Raw genomic sequence first — 17566 nt, 5'->3', positions numbered from 1 at the left:
GGCGGCGCGCCTGGCCGCCGCGGCCTTCCGGGCGGCGGCCCGGGCCGCCGCCTTGCGCGCCTCCGCCCTGGCCTGGACGGCGGCCTCGTCCCGCTGGGCCTGGAGCTCGTAGCCGGCGGCGGCCTGCGCGGTGGCCTCGGCGCTGAGCGCGGTCGCGGACGCCAGGACGTCGCTGACCGTCGGCAGCTCCGAGGTCGCCTCCGCCGGGGCCGACTCGCTCGCGGAGGCGGGCACGGCGGCGCCGGTCACGGCGATGCTGAGAATGCCACCGGTCATCCCCACGCGAAAGGCACGTGCCGGAGCGGCGCGCCGGGATTTCCGGTGGCTTGGTATGTGTGCGATCGGGGACATGGGTATACGGATTATCAGCCGACTACGCGCAGATCAATAAACGCGACATCCGACACACCTGAGGTGTACGCGTCCTCGACCGGCCGGAGCCCGTTCCGCCTTCCGCATTCCGCGCCGCCCCGCGTGCTTTCTCCAGGCACCCGCCGTACGGGAGTTGGCGCTCCGCGGCGACCGCCGGAGGCCCGCCGCCCGGCCCTCCCACGCCCTCGAAGGGCTGATCGAACCGCTTTCCGCAACCCTCCTGCGCTGTGGGATACCTCACTCCCGGTCGGCTCGCGGGGAGCCGTCCCGCGCACCGCGGCGAGGGCGGGGGTGCCCGCACGGGTGGCGCTTCTATACCAGGAGGAGCCGTCCAGTGCGAATTTGGTTGTATGTTCCACTACCTGATAAGGGATCTCGCCTCCGGGCGGGCAGATTTGTCAGAGAATATTACTTAATGTGATCACCCGTGTACTTCACGCACGAGATCACTGATCATGTATCTTCATGATCCTTTGCCTGGTGGTGGAGATCACAAAGACGCTGCCGTACGGCGTGTCGCAGATCACAGAGCGACGGGCATAGGATGCAAGCGGATCGGGCTTGTGAACTGTCTCACATAATCACGATCTTGTGAGGCGGTGATCACGCCCGGTGAGGTCCGCCAACCAGTCACCGCCGACTGAAGGGAGCGAGGACGGTGAACGCATACGCGCCCATCCTCGTACTGGGAGCCCTCGGGGCAGGTTTCGCCATCTTCTCGGTCTTCATGGCCTCGATCGTCGGCCCGAAGCGCTACAACCGGGCCAAGCTCGAAGCCTACGAATGCGGTGTGGAGCCGACGCCGCAGCCCAGCGGCGGCGGGCGCTTCCCGATCAAGTACTACCTGACGGCGATGCTCTTCATCGTTTTCGACATCGAGATCGTCTTCCTCTACCCCTGGGCCGTCACCTTCGACGCCATGGGGCTGTTCGGGCTCGTGGAGATGCTCCTGTTCGTCCTCACCGTCTTCGTCGCCTACGCCTATGTCTGGCGCCGCGGCGGCCTGGAATGGGACTAGCGGACCGGAGCCGGCGAAGGGAGAACATCGCATGGGTATCGAAGAGAAGCTGCCGAGCGGATTCCTGCTGACGACCGTCGAGAACGCCGCCGGGCTGGCCCGCAAGTCGTCCGTCTTCCCGGCGACCTTCGGCCTCGCCTGCTGCGCCATCGAGATGATGACCTCGGGCGCCGGGCGCTACGACCTCGCCCGCTTCGGCATGGAGGTCTTCCGCGGCTCGCCCCGCCAGGCCGACCTGATGATCGTGGCGGGACGGGTCAGCCAGAAGATGGCCCCGGTGCTGCGCCAGGTCTACGACCAGATGCCGAACCCGAAGTGGGTCATCTCCATGGGCGTGTGCGCCTCCTCGGGCGGCATGTTCAACAACTACGCGATCGTCCAGGGCGTCGACCACATCGTGCCCGTCGACATCTACCTGCCCGGCTGCCCCCCGCGCCCGGAGATGCTGATCGACGCGATCCTCAAGCTGCACCAGAAGATCCGCGAGGAGAAGCTCGGCGTGCACCGCGAGCAGGCCGCCCGCGAGGCGGAGGAGGCGGCCCTGAGAGCCCTGCCGACGATCGAGATGAGGGGGCTGCTGCGGTGACCCCGGTCAACGGAGCGAACGGATCCGGCGGCGCGGGCGCCCCGAACGGAGTCAATCCCGACCAGGATCTCAACGCGGAGAACCTGCCCGGGCACCGCGGCGACCACGGCGAGGCCGTCCGCGTCCAGCGCGGCATGTTCGGCGCCGCCGGCAGCGGCGACACCTCCGGCTACGGCGGCCTCGTCCGGCCCGTACGGCTGCCGGGCCCGGCCACCCGCCCGTACGGCGGGCCGCGGGGCACCGGCGGGTACGGCGAGTTCGACGAGATCGCCGACGAGCTCGAAGGCGCCCTGGAGGAGCAGTCGCTGCTGCCGGACAACGCCATCGAGAAGACCGTCGTCGACCGCGGCGAGCTGACCTTCCACATCGCCCGCGAGCACCTGCCGCGCGTGGCGCGCACCCTGCGCGACGACCCCGCGCTGCGCTTCGAGCTGTGTACCGGCGTCAGCGGCGTGCACTACCCGCACGACCGGGGCCGCGAGCTGCGCGCCGTCTACCACCTGCGCTCGATCACCCACAACCGGCTGGTCCGGCTGGAGGTCAGCGCCCCCGACGGCGACCCGCACATTCCGTCGATCGTGGACGTGTACCCGACCAACGACTGGCACGAGCGCGAGACGTACGACTTCTTCGGCATCGTCTTCGACGGCCACCCCGCGCTGACGCGGATCATGATGCCCGACGACTGGCAGGGCCACCCGCAGCGCAAGGACTACCCCCTCGGCGGCATCCCCGTCGAGTACAAGGGCGCCCAGATCCCCGCCCCGGACCAGCGGAGGTCCTACACCTGATGTCCGCCACCCACTCCCACCCGGCCGACCGGCCCACGGCCTCCGCGCCCGCACGCGAGACCACCGAAGGCCCCGTCTACACCGTCACCGGAGGCGACTGGGACGAGGTCGCCGCCGCCGTGTCCCGGACCGACGACGAGCGGATCATCGTCAACATGGGCCCCCAGCACCCGTCCACGCACGGCGTGCTCCGGCTCGTCCTGGAGATCGACGGCGAGACCGTCACCGAGGCCCGGTGCGGCATCGGCTACCTGCACACCGGCATCGAGAAGAACCTCGAATACCGCAACTGGACCCAGGGCACCACCTTCGTCACCCGCATGGACTACCTCACGCCCTTCCACAACGAGACGGCGTACTGCCTGGCCGTGGAGCGGCTGCTGGGCATCGAGGACCAGGTGCCGACCCGGGCCACGGTCATCCGGGTGCTGCTGATGGAGCTGAACCGGCTGTCCTCGCACGTGGTGTACGCGGCGACCGGCGGCATGGAGATCGGCGCCGTCACCATGATGTTCACCGGCTTCCGGGACCGCGAGCTGATCCTGGACCTGTTCGAGCTGATCACCGGACTGCGGATGAACCACGCGTTCATCCGGCCCGGCGGCCTCGCCCAGGACCTGCCGCCCGGCGCCGTCGACCAGATGCGCGCGTTCGTGAAGCGGATGCGCAAGAACCTGACCGAGTACGACAAGCTCGCGACCGGAAACCCGATCTTCAAGGCCCGCCTTCAGGACGTCGGCCACCTCGACCTGTCCGGCTGCATGGCCCTCGGCATCACCGGCCCCATACTGCGCGCCACCGGCCTGCCGCACGACCTGCGCAAGGCGCAGCCCTACTGCGGCTACGAGACGTACGACTTCGAGGTGCCCACCGCGGACACCTGCGACGCGTACGGCCGGTTCCTGGTCCGCCTGGAGGAGATGCGCCAGTCGCTGCGGATCGTCGAGCAGTGCCTGGACCGGCTGGAGCCGGGCCCGGTCATGGTCGCCGACAAGAAGATCGCCTGGCCCGCGCAGCTCGCCCTCGGCCCGGACGGCCTCGGCAACTCCCTGGACCACATCAAGAAGATCATGGGCACCTCGATGGAGGCCCTGATCCACCACTTCAAGCTGGTGACGGAGGGGTTCAGAGTCCCGCCCGGGCAGGTGTACGCGGCCATCGAGTCCCCCAAGGGCGAGCTGGGCGCCCACGTGGTCAGCGACGGCGGCACCCGCCCGTACCGCGTGCACTTCCGCGACCCGTCCTTCACCAACCTCCAGGCCGTGGCGGCGATGTGCGAGGGCGGCCAGGTCGCCGACGTGATCGTCGCGGTGGCGTCCATCGACCCCGTGATGGGAGGAGTCGACCGGTGACAGAGGTCCAGATGGGGATGCCGCAGCTCCCCGCTCCCGACTACCCGGCCGAGGTACGGGCCCGGCTGGAGGCCGACGCGCGGGAGGTGATCGCCCGCTACCCCGACAGCCGCAGCGCCCTGCTCCCGCTGCTGCACCTGGTGCAGTCCGAGGAGGGCCACGTCAGCCGCACCGGCGTGCGCTTCTGCGCCGAGCTGCTGGGCCTGACCACCGCCGAGGTCACCGCCGTCGCCACCTTCTACTCCATGTACCGGCGCGCGCCGGGCGGCGACTACCACGTCGGCGTGTGCACCAACACCCTGTGCGCGGTCCTGGGCGGAGACGCGATCTTCGACGCGCTGCGCGCGCACCTGCGGATCGGCAACGGCGGGACCACCGAGGACGGCAAGGTCACGCTGGAGCACATCGAGTGCAACGCGGCCTGCGACTTCGCGCCCGTGGTGATGGTCAACTGGGAGTTCTTCGACAACCAGACGCCGGACAGCGCCATCCGGCTCGTGGACGACCTGCGCGCGGGCCACGCCGTCCAGCCCACGCGCGGCGCGCCGCTGTGCACGTACCAGGAGACCGCGCGCGTGCTGGCCGGCTTCCCCGACCCGCGCCCGGACGCGGTCGAGGGCGGCGGCAGCGCCGGGCACGCCTCGCTCGCCGGGCTCCGCCTGGCCCGGGGCGAGGCGGGTCCGGACCGGCTGGTGGCGCCGCGGTCCCGCGACTGGCCCGGGGGCCGGACGCCGCCCGGCCACCCCAGCTCGCACGACGCGCCGCAGCCGACGTCCGCCTCCGACCCGCGGCACCCGTCCGGCCCGGTCACCGGCGAACCACGCGGCGGGCCAGGCGGCAGCCAGGCCGCCGAGGGAGGGGAGTGATGACGGTGACCGCCGAAGTCGACGAGACCAGCCCGGAGAAGCTGCTGGCACCCGTCCTGTCGGCCCACTGGGACGAGCCGCGGTCGTGGACGCTGGCCGCCTACCTGCGGCACGACGGCTACGCGGGCCTGCGCAAGGCCCTGGCCATGGCCCCCGACGACGTGATCGCGCTGGTGAAGGAGTCCGGCCTGCGCGGCCGCGGCGGCGCGGGCTTCCCCACCGGGATGAAGTGGCAGTTCATCCCGCAGGGCGACGGAAAGCCGCACTACCTCGTCGTCAACGCCGACGAGTCCGAGCCGGGCACCTGCAAGGACATCCCCCTTCTCTTCGCCAACCCGCACGCCCTCATCGAGGGCATGGTCATCGCCTGCCACGCCATCCGCTCCGAGCACGCCTTCATCTACGTGCGCGGCGAGGTCGTACCCGTGCTGCGCCGCCTGCACGCCGCCGTGCGCGAGGCGTACGACGCGGGCTACCTCGGCACCGCCGAGCGGCGCAGCGCGCGCCTGGGCCGGGACGTCCCCCGCCTGGACGTCACCGTGCACGCGGGCGCCGGCGCGTACATCTGCGGTGAGGAGACCGCGCTGCTGGACTCCCTGGAGGGGCGCCGCGGCCAGCCCCGGCTCCGGCCCCCCTTCCCCGCGGTCGCGGGCCTGTACGCGTGCCCCACCGTGGTGAACAACGTCGAGTCCATCGCGTCGGTTCCCGCGATCCTGCACCGGGGCACCGAGTGGTTCCGCTCGATGGGCAGCGAGAAGTCCCCGGGCTTCACGCTCTACTCGCTGTCCGGCCACGTGGCCCGGCCCGGCCAGTACGAGGGCCCCCTGGGCATCACCCTGCGGCAGCTGCTCGACATGAGCGGCGGCATGCGGCCCGGCCACCGGCTGAAGTTCTGGACGCCCGGCGGCTCGTCCACCCCGCTGCTGACCGACGCGCACCTGGACGTGCCGCTGGACTACGAGGGCGTGGGCGCGGCCGGGTCGATGCTGGGCACCAAGGCCCTCCAGTGCTTCGACGAGACCACCTGCGTGGTGCGCGCGGTGACCCGGTGGACGGAGTTCTACGCGCACGAGTCGTGCGGCAAGTGCACGCCCTGCCGCGAGGGCACGTACTGGCTGGTCCAGCTGCTGCGCGACATCGAGGCGGGCAAGGGCCGCGCGGCCGACCTGGACAAGCTCGCCGACATCGCCGACACCATCAACGGCAAGTCGTTCTGCGCGCTGGGCGACGGCGCGGCCAGCCCCATCGTGTCCTCCCTGACGTACTTCGCGGAGGAGTACGAGCGGCACCTGGCCGGCCGCGGCTGCCCCTTCGACCCGGCCAGGTCCACCGCCTGGGCCGACGACCCGGCCGCCTCTTCCCTGGGGGTGCACCCATGACCGTGACCACCGACGCACCCGCCGGCGGCTCGGCCGCGGCCAGGCCGGAGCTGGTGACGCTCACCATCGACGGCGCCGAGATCTCCGTGCCCAAGGGCACCCTGGTCATCCGCGCCGCCGAGCTGCTGGGCATCGAGATCCCGCGCTTTTGCGACCATCCGCTGCTGGACCCGGCGGGCGCCTGCCGGCAGTGCATCGTGGAGGTCGAGGGCCAGCGCAAGCCGATGGCCTCGTGCACCATCACCTGCACCGAGGGCATGGTGGTGCGCACCCAGCTCACCTCGCCGGTCGCCGAGAAGGCGCAGCGCGGCGTGATGGAGCTGCTGCTGATCAACCATCCGCTGGACTGCCCGGTGTGCGACAAGGGCGGCGAGTGTCCGCTACAGAACCAGGCGATGAGCACCGGGCGGGCCGAGAGCCGCTTCGAGGGCGCCAAGCGCACCTTCGCCAAGCCGGTGCCGATCTCCCCGCAGGTGCTGCTGGACCGCGAGCGGTGCGTGCTGTGCGCGCGCTGCACCCGCTTCTCCCAGCAGATCGCGGGCGACCCGATGATCGAGCTGCTGGAGCGCGGCGCGCTCCAGCAGGTGGGCACCGGCGAGGGCGACCCGTTCGAGTCGTACTTCTCCGGCAACACCATCCAGATCTGCCCGGTGGGCGCGCTGACCTCGGCCGCGTACCGGTTCCGCTCCCGCCCGTTCGACCTGGTGTCCTCGCCGACGGTGTGCGAGCACTGCGCGGGCGGCTGCGCGACCCGTACGGACCACCGGCGCGGCAAGGTCATGCGACGGCTGGCGGCCGACGACCCCGAGGTCAACGAGGAGTGGATCTGCGACAAGGGCCGGTTCGCCTTCCGGCACGCGCAGAGCGCCGACCGGCTGGGCACCCCGCTGGTGCGCGACCGCGCGGACGGCGAGCTGCGCCCGGCGAGCTGGCCGGAGGCGCTTGAGGCCGCCGCGCGGGGCCTGGCCGCCGCGCGCGGGCACGCGGGCGTGCTGACCGGCGGCCGGCTGACGGTGGAGGACGCCTACGCGTACGCGAAGTTCGCGCGCGTGGCGCTGGGCACCCACGACATCGACTGCCGCGCGCGGGTGCACAGCGGCGAGGAGGCCGACTTCCTGGCCGCGCGCGTCGCCGGCCGCGGCCGCGACCTGGACGGCGGCGGCGTGACGTACGCGAGCCTGGAGCGGGCCCCGGCCGTGCTGCTCGCCGGGTTCGAGGCCGAGGAGGAGGCGCCCGGCGTCTTCCTGCGGCTGCGCAAGGCCCACCGGCGGCACGGCCAGCGCACGTACGCGCTCGCCCCCTACGCCACCCGGGGCCTGGCCAAGGCGGGCGGCACGCTGCTGCCCACCGCGCCCGGCACCGAGGCGGGCCGGCTGCGGGCCCTCGCCGACGGCGGCGCGGACCTCGACGGCCCCGCGCGGGCCGCCGCCGAGGCGCTGCGCGCCGAGGGCGCGGTGATCGTCGTCGGCGAGCGGCTGGCGTCCGTCCCCGGCGCGCTGACCGCCGCCGTACGGGCCGCCGCGGCCACCGGCGCCGCCCTGGTGTGGATTCCCCGGCGGGCGGGGGAGCGGGGCGCGGTCGAGGCCGGGGCGCTGCCCGGGCTGCTGCCGGGCGGCCGCCCGGCCACCGACCCGCGCGCGCGGGCGGAGGTCGCCGCCGCCTGGGGCGTGGACGAGCTGCCCCGGGACCCCGGCCGCGACACCGGCCAGATCCTGGACGCCGCGCTCGGCGGCGAGCTGGGCGCGCTGCTGGTGGCGGGCGTGGAGGTCGCCGACCTGCCCGACCCGGCGCGCGCCGCGCGCGCCCTGGCGGAGGTCGGCTTCGTGGTCAGCCTGGAGCAGCGGCCCACGGAGGTCACCGCGCGGGCGGACGTGGTGCTGCCGGTCGCGGCCGTCACCGAGAAGCCCGGCGCGTACCTGAACTGGGAGGGCCGCCTGCGGCCGTTCGCGGCGGCCGTCACGCCCGACCAGGCCACCCGCCGGCCCCACCTGCCGCCCGACGCGCGCGTGCTGCACATGCTCGCCGACGCGATGGGCACGCCGCTGCGCCTGCCGGACCTCGCGGCCGTACGCGCGGAGCTGACCCGGCTGGGCACCTGGCCGGGACCGTTCGCCGCCGACCCGCTGCGCACCGCGCGGCCCCCGGCCCGGCCCGGCGCGGGCGAGGCGGTGCTGGCCGGGCACCGGCTGCTGCTGGACTCCGGCCGCCTCCAGGAGGGCGACCCGGCGCTCGCGGCCACCCGGCACGCGGCCGTGGCCCGGCTGTCGGCGGCGACCGCCGCGGAGGCCGGGGTGGGCGACGGGCAGCCGCTGGAGGTCACCGGCCCGGCCGGCGCGGTGACGCTGCCGCTGCGCGTGACGGACATGCCCGACCGGGTGGTGTGGCTGCCGCTGCACTCGGCCGGCGGCGGCGTCCACCACGACCTCGGAGCCCGGCCCGGCGACGTGGTCCGGGTCGCCGCGGCGCCGGACCCGGCCGACACGACGCAGGAGGTGCGCGCATGAACCTGGCCGCCGAGGACCTGTCGATGTTCGGCCGCGACCCGTGGTGGCTGATCCTGCTGAAGGTCGTCTTCTGCTTCGCGTTCCTGATGGTGACCGTCCTGATCTCCATCGTCATGGAGCGCAAGGTCATGGGCTGGATGCAGCTGCGCGTCGGCCCCAACCGGCACGGCCCCTGGGGCATGCTCCAGTCCCTCGCGGACGGCGTGAAGCTGATGTTCAAGGAGGACCTGGTCGTCAAGCGCGCGGACAAGGCGGTGTACGTGCTGGCGCCGATCGTGGCCGCCATCCCCGCCTTCATGGCCGTCGCCGTCATCCCCTTCGGACCCGCGGGCAACGAGGTGTCGATCTTCGGGCACCGTACGCCGCTCCAGCTGACCGACCTGCCGATCGCGATCCTCTACATCCTGGCCACCGCGTCGGTGGGCGTGTACGGCATCGTGCTGGCGGGCTGGTCGTCCGGCTCGACGTACCCGCTGCTGGGCGGCCTGCGCTCGTGCGCGCAGGTGATCTCGTACGAGATCGCGATGGGCCTGTCCTTCGCCGCGGTGTTCCTGTACTCGGGCTCGCTGTCGACCTCGCAGATCGTGCAGGCGCAGGGCCACCGGTGGTACGCGCTGCTGCTGCCGGTGTCCTTCCTGATCTACCTGGTGTCGATGGTCGGCGAGACCAACCGCGCGCCGTTCGACATGCCCGAGTCCGAGGGCGACCTGGTGGGCGGCTTCAACACCGAGTACTCGTCCATCAAGTTCGCGATGTTCATGCTCGCCGAGTACGTCAACATGGTCACCGTCTCGCTGGTGGCCGTGACCCTCTTCCTGGGCGGCTGGCGGGCCCCGTGGCCGATCAGCACGGTGTGGGAGGGCGCGAACCACGGCTGGTGGCCGATGCTGTGGTTCCTGGGCAAGCTGGTCGGCCTGCTGTTCGCCTTCATCTGGCTGCGCACCTCGGTGCCGCGGGTGCGCTACGACCAGTTCATGAAGCTGGGGTGGAAGGTCCTCATCCCGGTGTCGATGGTCTGGCTGATGCTGGTCGCCACCGTGCGCGCGCTGCGCAACGAGGACTACGACTACCGCGACATCGTGCTGTACGTGGGCGGCGGCGTGCTCGCCCTGCTCCTGGTGTCCTTCCTCGTCGACAGCCTGAGCGCCCGCGGGGGCGCCCGGGAGCGGGAGGCGGCAGACGAGACCGCCCTCGCCGAGGAGCCCGCGTTCGACCCGATGGCGGGCGGCTTCCCGGTGCCACCGCTGCCCGGCCAGACCCTCCCGCCCGTGCCCCGCCGCCGCCCGCGGCGCGAGCGCGAGCTGATTGTCAGTGGTGGCCCCGATACTGACAGTGACGGAAAGGAGGCCGACGGTGCCTGACTTCCACAACCCCGTGGCCGGCTTCGGCGTGACCTTCCGCGCCATGTTCAAGAAGCGGATCACCGAGCAGTATCCGGAGGAGAAGAAGCCCACCGCGCCCCGCTTCCACGGCCGCCACCAGCTCAACCGGCACCCGGACGGCCTGGAGAAGTGCATCGGCTGCGAGCTGTGCGCCTGGGCCTGCCCCGCCGACGCGATCTACGTGGAGGGCGCGGACAACACCGACGAGGAGCGCTACTCCCCGGGCGAGCGGTACGGCCGCGTCTACCAGATCAACTACCTGCGGTGCATCCTGTGCGGCCTGTGCGTCGAGGCGTGCCCCACCCGCGCCCTGACGATGACGAACGAGTACGAGCTGGCCGACCGCACCCGCGAATCGCTCATCTACACCAAGGACGAGCTGCTGGCGGGCCTGCGGGAGGGCATGGTCGACAGCCCGCACGAGATGTACCCGGGCACCGACGAGCAGGACTACTACCGCGGCCTGGTGACCGAGGCCGCGCCGGGCACGGTGCGCCAGGTGGCCGTCAGCAAGGGCGAGCAGCCCGAGCCCCCCGGTCCGGACGCTCCGGCCGGGACCCCGGCCGCCACCGGCGGCGCGGGCCCGGCGGACCGCCAGGGCGGGGAGGTCACGGCATGAGCGCGCTCGCCGCGGCCGCGAGCCAGACCTCCACCGGCGAGGCCGTCCAGTTCTGGCTGCTGGGCACGGTCGCCGTGCTCGGCGCGCTCGGCACGGTCCTGATGCGCCGGGCCGTGCACAGCGCCCTGTGCCTGGCCGGGACCATGATCGTCCTCGCGGTGTTCTACCTCGCCAGCGGGGCGTACTTCCTGGGCGTCGTCCAGATCGTCGTCTACACCGGCGCGATCATGATGCTGTTCCTCTTCGTCGTCATGCTGGTCGGCGTCACCGCCGCCGACTCCCTGAAGGAGACCCTGAAGGGCCAGCGCTGGCTGGCCGCCGCGTGCGGGCTCGGCTTCGGCATCCTGCTGTGCGCCGGCATCGGGAACGCCTCGCTGAAGACCTTCGACGGCCTGGGCCAGGCCAACTCCGGCGGCAACATCGAGGGCCTGGCCGAGCTGGTCTTCACCCGGTACGTGTTCGCGTTCGAGATCACCGGCGCGCTGCTGATCACCGCCGCGGTCGGCGCGATGGTGCTCACCCACCGCGAGCGCACCGAGCGCGCCCGCACCCAGCGCGAGCAGGCCGAGGAGCGGGTGCGGACCGGTCGGCAGCTGCCGCCGCTGCCCGCCCCCGGCGTCTACGCCCGGCACAACGCGGTCGACATCCCCGGCCTGCTGCCCGACGGCACCCCGGCCGAGCTGACGGTCAACGCGACCCTGCGCGGCCGCGGCCAGGTCCGCGACGTCTCCGCCAAGGCGCTGGCCGACCTCGCGGCCCTGGAGCAGCGCTCCCGGCGCCGGCTGGAGCGCGGTGACGTCGGCGAGGGCGTACGCCCCGGTGGGCCGGCCGGCGGCGGGCCCGGACCGGCCGGCCCGGGAGGACCGCCCGGCGCCGCCCGGGACCCGGCGGGGTCCCGCCCCCGGTCCCGCCCCGAGCCGCGTTCCGAGTCCCGCCCCGAGGACACTGAGCGGGAGGCGAAGTGAACCCGGTCTACTACCTCTACCTGTCCGCGCTGCTGTTCACCATCGGCGCGTCCGGGGTGCTCATCAGGCGCAACGCGATCGTGCTGTTCATGTGCGTGGAGCTGATGCTCAACGCCTGCAACCTCGCGTTCGTCACCTTCTCCCGCCTGCACGGCAACCTCGACGGCCAGGTCATCGCCTTCTTCACGATGGTCGTCGCCGCGGCCGAGGTCGTGGTCGGCCTCGCGATCATCGTGACCGTCTTCCGCTCCCGCCACTCGGCCTCGGTCGACGACGCCAGCCTGATGAAGCTCTAGAAGGGGACGCGTTCACGTGGAGAACCTCATCGGACTGCTCGTCGCGGCGCCGCTGCTGGGCGCGGCCGTGCTGCTGTGCGGCGGGCGCCGCCTGGACCGCTCCGGGCACTGGGTCGGCACCGCGCTGGCCGCGGCCTCCTTCGTGGTCGCCGCCGTGCTCTTCGCCGGCATGCTGGGCAGGGACGGCGACGACCGGGCCCTGCACCAGCACCTGTTCAGCTGGGTCCCGGTCGGCGGCTTCCAGGCGGACGTCGCCTTCCAACTCGACCAGCTGTCGATGACCTTCGTGCTGCTGATCACCGGGGTGGGCTCGCTGATCCACCTCTACTCGGTCGGCTACATGGAGCACGACGAGCGCCGCCGCCGCTTCTTCGGCTACCTCAACCTCTTCCTCGCGGCGATGCTGCTGCTGGTCCTCGCCGACAACTACCTCCTGCTGTACGTGGGCTGGGAGGGCGTGGGCCTGGCGTCCTACCTGCTGATCGGCTTCTGGCAGCACAAGCCGTCGGCGGCCACCGCGGCGAAGAAGGCGTTCCTGGTCAACCGGGTCGGCGACGTGGGCCTGTCGATCGCGATCATGCTCATGTTCACCACCTTCGGCACCTTCGCGTTCGCCCCGGTGCTGTCCTCCGCGGAGGAGGCGGGCGAGGGCAGGCTGACCGCCATCGGGCTGATGCTGCTGCTGGCCGCGTGCGGCAAGTCGGCCCAGGTGCCGCTCCAGTCCTGGCTGGGCGACGCCATGGAGGGCCCCACCCCGGTCTCCGCCCTCATCCACGCGGCGACCATGGTGACCGCGGGCGTGTACCTCATCACCCGGTCCGGGGCGATCTTCGACGCGGCGCCCGACGCGCGCACGGCCGTGGTCACCGTCGGCGCGGTCACGCTGCTGTTCGGTGCGATCGTCGGTTGCGCGAAGGACGACATCAAGAAGGCGCTGGCCGGCTCGACCATGTCGCAGATCGGCTACATGATCCTCGCCGCGGGCCTCGGCCCGATCGGCTACGTCTTCGCGATCATGCACCTGGTCACCCACGGCTTCTTCAAGGCGGGCCTGTTCCTCGGCGCCGGCTCGGTCATGCACGCCATGAACGACGAGGTGGACATGCGCAAGTACGGCGGCCTGCGCCGGTACATGCCGGTCACCTTCATGACGTTCGGCCTCGGCTACCTGGCCATCATCGGCTTCCCCGGCCTGTCCGGCTTCTGGTCCAAGGACAAGATCATCGAGGCGGCGTTCGCCGAGGGCGGCACCGAGGGCTGGATCCTGGGCGGGACGGCCCTGCTGGGCGCGGCCATCACCGCGTACTACATGACCCGCGTCATGCTGCTCACCTTCTTCGGCGAGCCGCGGTGGGGCCCCACGCCCTCCCCGGCCGAGCCCAGCGCCGAGCCCGCCGCCGAGACGGCCGGGGAGCACGCCGCGCCGCACCCGCACGAGGCGCCGACGACCATGACCGTGCCCATGATCGTGCTGGCGGTCGGCTCCGTCGCCGCGGGCGGCCTGTTCAGCGTCGGCGACGCGTTCCTGCACTGGCTGGAGCCGGTCACCGGCCACGAGGAGGGCGACTCGCCGCTGAGCGCCGCGACCGTCACCGGCGCCACCCTGGTGGTGCTGCTGCTCGGCGTCGCGCTGGCCTGGGCCCAGTACGGCCGGGCGCCCGTCCCGCGCACGGCGCCGCGCGGCAGCCTGCTGACCCGGGCCGCCCGCCGCGACCTGCTCCAGGACGACTTCAACCACGTCGTGCTCGTCAAGCCCGGCCAGTACCTCACCCGCGGCCTGGTCTACGCCGACCACGCGCTGATCGACGGCGCGGTGGGCGGCACGGCCGCCGCGGTCGGCGGCCTGTCCGCCCGGCTGCGGCGGGTGCAGAACGGGTTCGCCCGCAGTTACGCGATGTCGATGCTCGGCGGGGCGGCGCTGCTCGTCGCCGCGACCCTGCTCATGAGGGCGGTGTGACATGTCCTTTCCCCTGCTGACGCTGACGGCCGCGGTGCCCGCCGCGGGCGCGGTCGTCACCGCCGCCGTCCCCGCCGCGCGCCGGGCCGCCGCCAAGTGGGTCGCGCTCGGCTTCTCCCTGGCCACGCTCGTCCTGGCCGCGGTCGCCCTGGTGCGCTTCGACCCCGGCGGCGCGCACTACCAGCTCACCGAGTCCCACGCGTGGATCAGCGACTTCGGGGTGCGGTACGAGCTGGGCGTGGACGGCATCGCGGTCACGCTGGTGGCGCTGACCGCCGTGCTGGTGCCGTTCGTCATCCTCGCCGGCTGGCACGACGCCGACCCGCTGGAGGAGGCCCGGCCCAACCGCCGGTGGCGGCCCACCCAGGGCTTCTTCGCGCTGATCCTCATGGTCGAGGCCATGGTGGTGCTCTCCTTCGAGGCCACCGACGTGTTCCTGTTCTACGTGTTCTTCGAGGCCATGCTCATCCCGATGTACTTCCTCATCGGCGGCTTCGGGGACCGGGCCGGCGGGCGCACCGAGGAGGAGTCGGCCACCCAGCGCAGCTACGCGGCCGTCAAGTTCCTGCTGTACAACCTCGCCGGCGGCCTGATCATGCTGGCGGCCGTCGTGGGGCTGTACGTGGTCACCGCCGACGACCTGGGCAGCGGCACGTTCTCCCTCCAGCAGATCACCCAGGCCCGCGCGGCCGGGCAGCTGGACTTCGCCACCGGCACCGAGCGGCTGCTGTTCCTCGGCTTCTTCTTCGCCTTCGCCGTCAAGGCGCCGCTGTGGCCGCTGCACACCTGGCTGCCCGGCGCGATGGGCGAGGCCACCGCGCCGGTCGCCGTGCTGATCACCGCGGTCGTGGACAAGGTCGGCACCTTCGCGATGCTCCGCTTCTGCCTCCAACTCTTCCCCGAGGCCAGCACGTGGGCCACGCCGGTGATCCTGGTGCTGGCCGTGATCAGCATCGTCTACGGCGCGCTGCTGGCCGTCGGCCAGCGGGACATCAAGCGGCTGATCGCGTACGCGTCCGTCTCCCACTTCGGCTTCATCATCCTGGGCGTCTTCGCGATGACCTCCCAGGGCCAGAGCGGCGCCACGCTCTACATGGTCAACCACGGGATCTCCACCGCCGCCCTGATGCTGGTGGCCGGCTTCCTCATCAGCCGCCGCGGCTCGCGGCTCATCGAGGACTACGGCGGCGTGCAGAAGGTCGCCCCGGTGCTCGCGGGCACCTTCCTGGTCGGGGGCCTGGCCACGCTCTCGCTGCCCGGGCTCGCGCCGTTCGTCAGCGAGTTCCTGGTGCTGGTGGGCACCTTCAGCCGCTATCCGGCGCTCGGCGCCGTGGCCACCCTCGGCATCGTGCTCGCCGCGCTGTACGTGCTGGTGCTCTACCAGCGGACCATGACCGGGCCGGTGCGGGCCGAGGTGCGCGGCATGCCCGACCTGCGGGTGCGCGAGCTGGCCGTGGTGGCGCCGCTGGTGGCGCTGCTGCTCTTCCTCGGCGTCTACCCCAAGCCGCTCGCCGACATCGTCAATCCGGCCGTCGACCACACCCTGTCGGTGGTGGACAAGAAGGATCCCCGGCCCGACCACCCCGCCCCCACGGACAAGGGCTGGTTCGCCTACGAACCAGCCGGTGAGCACACCTCGGGAGGTGCCAAGTGAGCCACCCGGCGGCCGTCCACAGCCTGTGGACGCTCCAGGCGGCGGATCCGCCCGCCAAGATCCCCGCCCCGCACATCGAGTACGGCCAGCTCGCCCCGGCCCTGATCGTCCTCGGCGCCGCCCTCGTCGGCGTGCTCATCGAGGCGTTCGCGCCGCGCCGCAGCCGGTACGTGGCTCAGCTGTTCGTCTCCGTGGTCTCCCTCGCGGCGGCCTTCGCCGCCGTGGTGGCCCTGGCGGCCGGCGACTACGGCACCACCAAGGCGCGGATCGCGGCCATGGGCGCCATCGCCGTCGACGGGCCGGCCCTGTTCCTCCAGGGCACCATCCTGCTCGTCTCGCTGGTCGCCGTGTTCACCTTCGCCGAGCGGCAGCTGGACCCGGCCGGACACGGCGGCCGGGTCGACTCCTTCGCCGCCCAGCCCGCCGCCGTGCCCGGCGGCGAGGCCGAGCAGGCCGCCGTCAGGGCCGGGTGGACCACCACCGAGGTGTTCCCGCTGGTGCTGTTCGCCGTCGGCGGCATGCTCGTCTTCCCCGCGGCGAACGACCTGCTGACCCTCTTCGTCGCGCTGGAGGTCTTCTCCCTCCCGCTGTACGTGCTGTGCGCGCTCGCCCGCCGCCGCCGACTGCTGTCCCAGGAGTCGGCCGTGAAGTACTTCCTGCTCGGCGCCTTCTCCTCCGCCTTCCTGCTGTTCGGCGTGGCGCTGCTGTACGGGTACGCGGGCACCGTCACCTACGGCGGCATCGCCGACGTGGTGAACGGCGAGGTGGCCAGCCCCGACCCGGCGCTCGCCGGGACCATGGGCAACGACGCGCTGCTGCTGATCGGCGGCGCGCTGGTGCTGGTCGGCCTGCTGTTCAAGGTCGGCGCCGTGCCGTTCCACATGTGGACGCCGGACGTCTACCAGGGCGCGCCCACCCCGGTGACCGGCTTCATGGCCGCCGCCACCAAGGTCGCGGGCTTCGGGGCGCTGCTGCGGCTGCTGTACGTGGTGCTGCCCGGGCTGCGCTGGGACTGGCGGCCGGTGATGTGGGCCGTCGCCATCGTCACCATGGTCGGCGGCGCGGTCGTCGCGGTCACCCAGACCGACGTGAAGCGGATGCTGGCCTACTCGTCCATCGCCCACGCGGGCTTCATCCTCGCCGGTGTCGTCGCCACCACGTCGGACGGGGTGTCCTCGGTGCTGTTCTACCTGGCCGCGTACTCCTTCGTGACCCTCGGCGCGTTCGCCGTGGTCACCCTGGTGCGGGACGCGGGCGGCGAGGCCACCCACCTGTCCCGGTGGGCCGGGCTCGGGCGGCGCTCCCCGCTGGTGGCCGCGGTCTTCGCGGTCTTCCTGCTCGCCTTCGCGGGCATCCCGCTGACCAGCGGCTTCGCGGGCAAGTTCGCGGTGTTCAAGGCGGCGGCGGACGGCGGGGCCGGGCCGCTGGTGGTGGTCGGCGTGGTGTCCTCGGCGGTCGCGGCGTTCTTCTACATCCGGGTGATCGTGCTCATGTTCTTCAGCGAACCGCAGCCGGGCGGCCCGTCGGTGGCGGTGCCGAGCGCCCTGACCTCGTCGGCCATCGCGATCGGCCTCGTGGTGACCCTGGTCCTGGGCGTCGCGCCGCAGTACTTCCTGGACCTGGCGGGGGATGCGGGGGTGTTCGTGCGCTGAGCCCGCCGGAGTCCCCCGGCGGGCTCCCGGACCGGGTCCCGGCCCGGGTCCCGGACCGGGGCCGCCGGGTGCCCCGGGCCGGGCCGCCCCGAGCCGGTGGCCGGGCCGCCGGGTGCCCGTAGGCCGCGCGCCCAGGCGCGCCGGACCGCCGGATGCCCGGCCGGGTCGCCCCG

General features: G+C 72.6%; 14 protein-coding genes and 1 pseudogene. 14 read left to right on the top strand and 1 reads right to left on the bottom strand.

The features are described from left to right. Positions 1-276: pseudogene (locus RKE29_RS18065) on the bottom strand (glycoside hydrolase); the annotation flags it as partial. Between the two features lie 754 nt (positions 277-1030). Here RKE29_RS18065 and RKE29_RS18060 point away from each other — a divergent pair. Genes RKE29_RS18060 through nuoN form a run of 14 tightly spaced genes read left to right on the top strand, consistent with a single transcriptional unit; the run spans position 1031 to position 17393 of the window. Then, the gene (locus RKE29_RS18060) at positions 1031-1390 is read left to right on the top strand and encodes an NADH-quinone oxidoreductase subunit A (protein ID WP_312006459.1); all 360 of its coding nucleotides are present in this window, start codon (positions 1031-1033) and stop codon (positions 1388-1390) included. Between the two features lie 31 nt (positions 1391-1421). After that, complete coding sequence (locus RKE29_RS18055) at positions 1422-1976, top strand: NADH-quinone oxidoreductase subunit B family protein (protein ID WP_312006458.1); 555 nt, start codon at positions 1422-1424, stop codon at positions 1974-1976. Next, positions 1973-2767 carry an NADH-quinone oxidoreductase subunit C gene (locus RKE29_RS18050; RefSeq protein WP_312006457.1) on the top strand — a complete coding sequence of 265 codons (795 nt, stop codon included), beginning with the start codon at positions 1973-1975 and terminating at the stop codon, positions 2765-2767. Before RKE29_RS18055 ends, RKE29_RS18050 begins: the two co-directional genes overlap by 4 nt. Then, positions 2767-4119, top strand: coding sequence for an NADH-quinone oxidoreductase subunit D (locus RKE29_RS18045; RefSeq protein ID WP_312006456.1), 1353 nt, complete (start codon positions 2767-2769; stop codon positions 4117-4119). Before RKE29_RS18050 ends, RKE29_RS18045 begins: the two co-directional genes overlap by 1 nt. Before the next feature lie 11 nt (positions 4120-4130). Further along, positions 4131-4985 carry an NADH-quinone oxidoreductase subunit NuoE gene (nuoE, locus tag RKE29_RS18040; RefSeq protein ID WP_312006460.1) on the top strand — a complete coding sequence of 285 codons (855 nt, stop codon included), beginning with the start codon at positions 4131-4133 and terminating at the stop codon, positions 4983-4985. Then, the gene (gene nuoF / locus RKE29_RS18035; protein WP_312006455.1) at positions 4985-6364 is read left to right on the top strand and encodes an NADH-quinone oxidoreductase subunit NuoF; all 1380 of its coding nucleotides are present in this window, start codon (positions 4985-4987) and stop codon (positions 6362-6364) included. The genes nuoE and nuoF overlap by 1 nt, the downstream gene beginning before the upstream one ends. Then, on the top strand, positions 6361-8868 hold the full coding sequence (locus RKE29_RS18030; protein ID WP_312006454.1) for an NADH-quinone oxidoreductase subunit G: 2508 nt from the start codon (positions 6361-6363) through the stop codon (positions 8866-8868). The genes nuoF and RKE29_RS18030 overlap by 4 nt, the downstream gene beginning before the upstream one ends. Next, positions 8865-10229 carry an NADH-quinone oxidoreductase subunit NuoH gene (gene nuoH, locus RKE29_RS18025; protein ID WP_312006453.1) on the top strand — a complete coding sequence of 455 codons (1365 nt, stop codon included), beginning with the start codon at positions 8865-8867 and terminating at the stop codon, positions 10227-10229. The genes RKE29_RS18030 and nuoH overlap by 4 nt, the downstream gene beginning before the upstream one ends. Next, positions 10222-10869 (top strand): NADH-quinone oxidoreductase subunit NuoI, encoded by a 648-nt coding sequence (gene nuoI / locus RKE29_RS18020; protein WP_312006452.1) that lies wholly within the window; start codon positions 10222-10224, stop codon positions 10867-10869. The genes nuoH and nuoI overlap by 8 nt, the downstream gene beginning before the upstream one ends. Next, positions 10866-11834: an NADH-quinone oxidoreductase subunit J gene (locus tag RKE29_RS18015; RefSeq protein ID WP_312006451.1), complete on the top strand. Its 969-nt coding sequence runs from the start codon at positions 10866-10868 to the stop codon at positions 11832-11834. The genes nuoI and RKE29_RS18015 overlap by 4 nt, the downstream gene beginning before the upstream one ends. Then, positions 11831-12130, top strand: coding sequence for an NADH-quinone oxidoreductase subunit NuoK (nuoK, locus tag RKE29_RS18010; RefSeq protein ID WP_312006450.1), 300 nt, complete (start codon positions 11831-11833; stop codon positions 12128-12130). Before RKE29_RS18015 ends, nuoK begins: the two co-directional genes overlap by 4 nt. 16 nt (positions 12131-12146) lie before the next feature. Beyond that, entirely contained in the window at positions 12147-14087 is a 1941-nt protein-coding gene (nuoL, locus tag RKE29_RS18005) for an NADH-quinone oxidoreductase subunit L (RefSeq protein ID WP_312006449.1), read from the top strand. Position 14088: 1 nt separating this feature from the next. Beyond that, positions 14089-15741: an NADH-quinone oxidoreductase subunit M gene (locus RKE29_RS18000; protein ID WP_312006448.1), complete on the top strand. Its 1653-nt coding sequence runs from the start codon at positions 14089-14091 to the stop codon at positions 15739-15741. Next, on the top strand, positions 15738-17393 hold the full coding sequence (gene nuoN / locus RKE29_RS17995) for an NADH-quinone oxidoreductase subunit NuoN (protein ID WP_312006447.1): 1656 nt from the start codon (positions 15738-15740) through the stop codon (positions 17391-17393). Before RKE29_RS18000 ends, nuoN begins: the two co-directional genes overlap by 4 nt. The last annotated feature ends 173 nt before the right edge of the window (positions 17394-17566 follow it).

The organism is Streptomyces sp. B1866 (genome assembly GCF_031932565.1).
Classification (GTDB): Bacteria; Actinomycetota; Actinomycetes; order Streptomycetales; family Streptomycetaceae; genus Streptomyces.
Note: the sequence above shows the minus strand (reverse complement) of the source record. Positions and strands in the feature narration are given on the sequence as shown.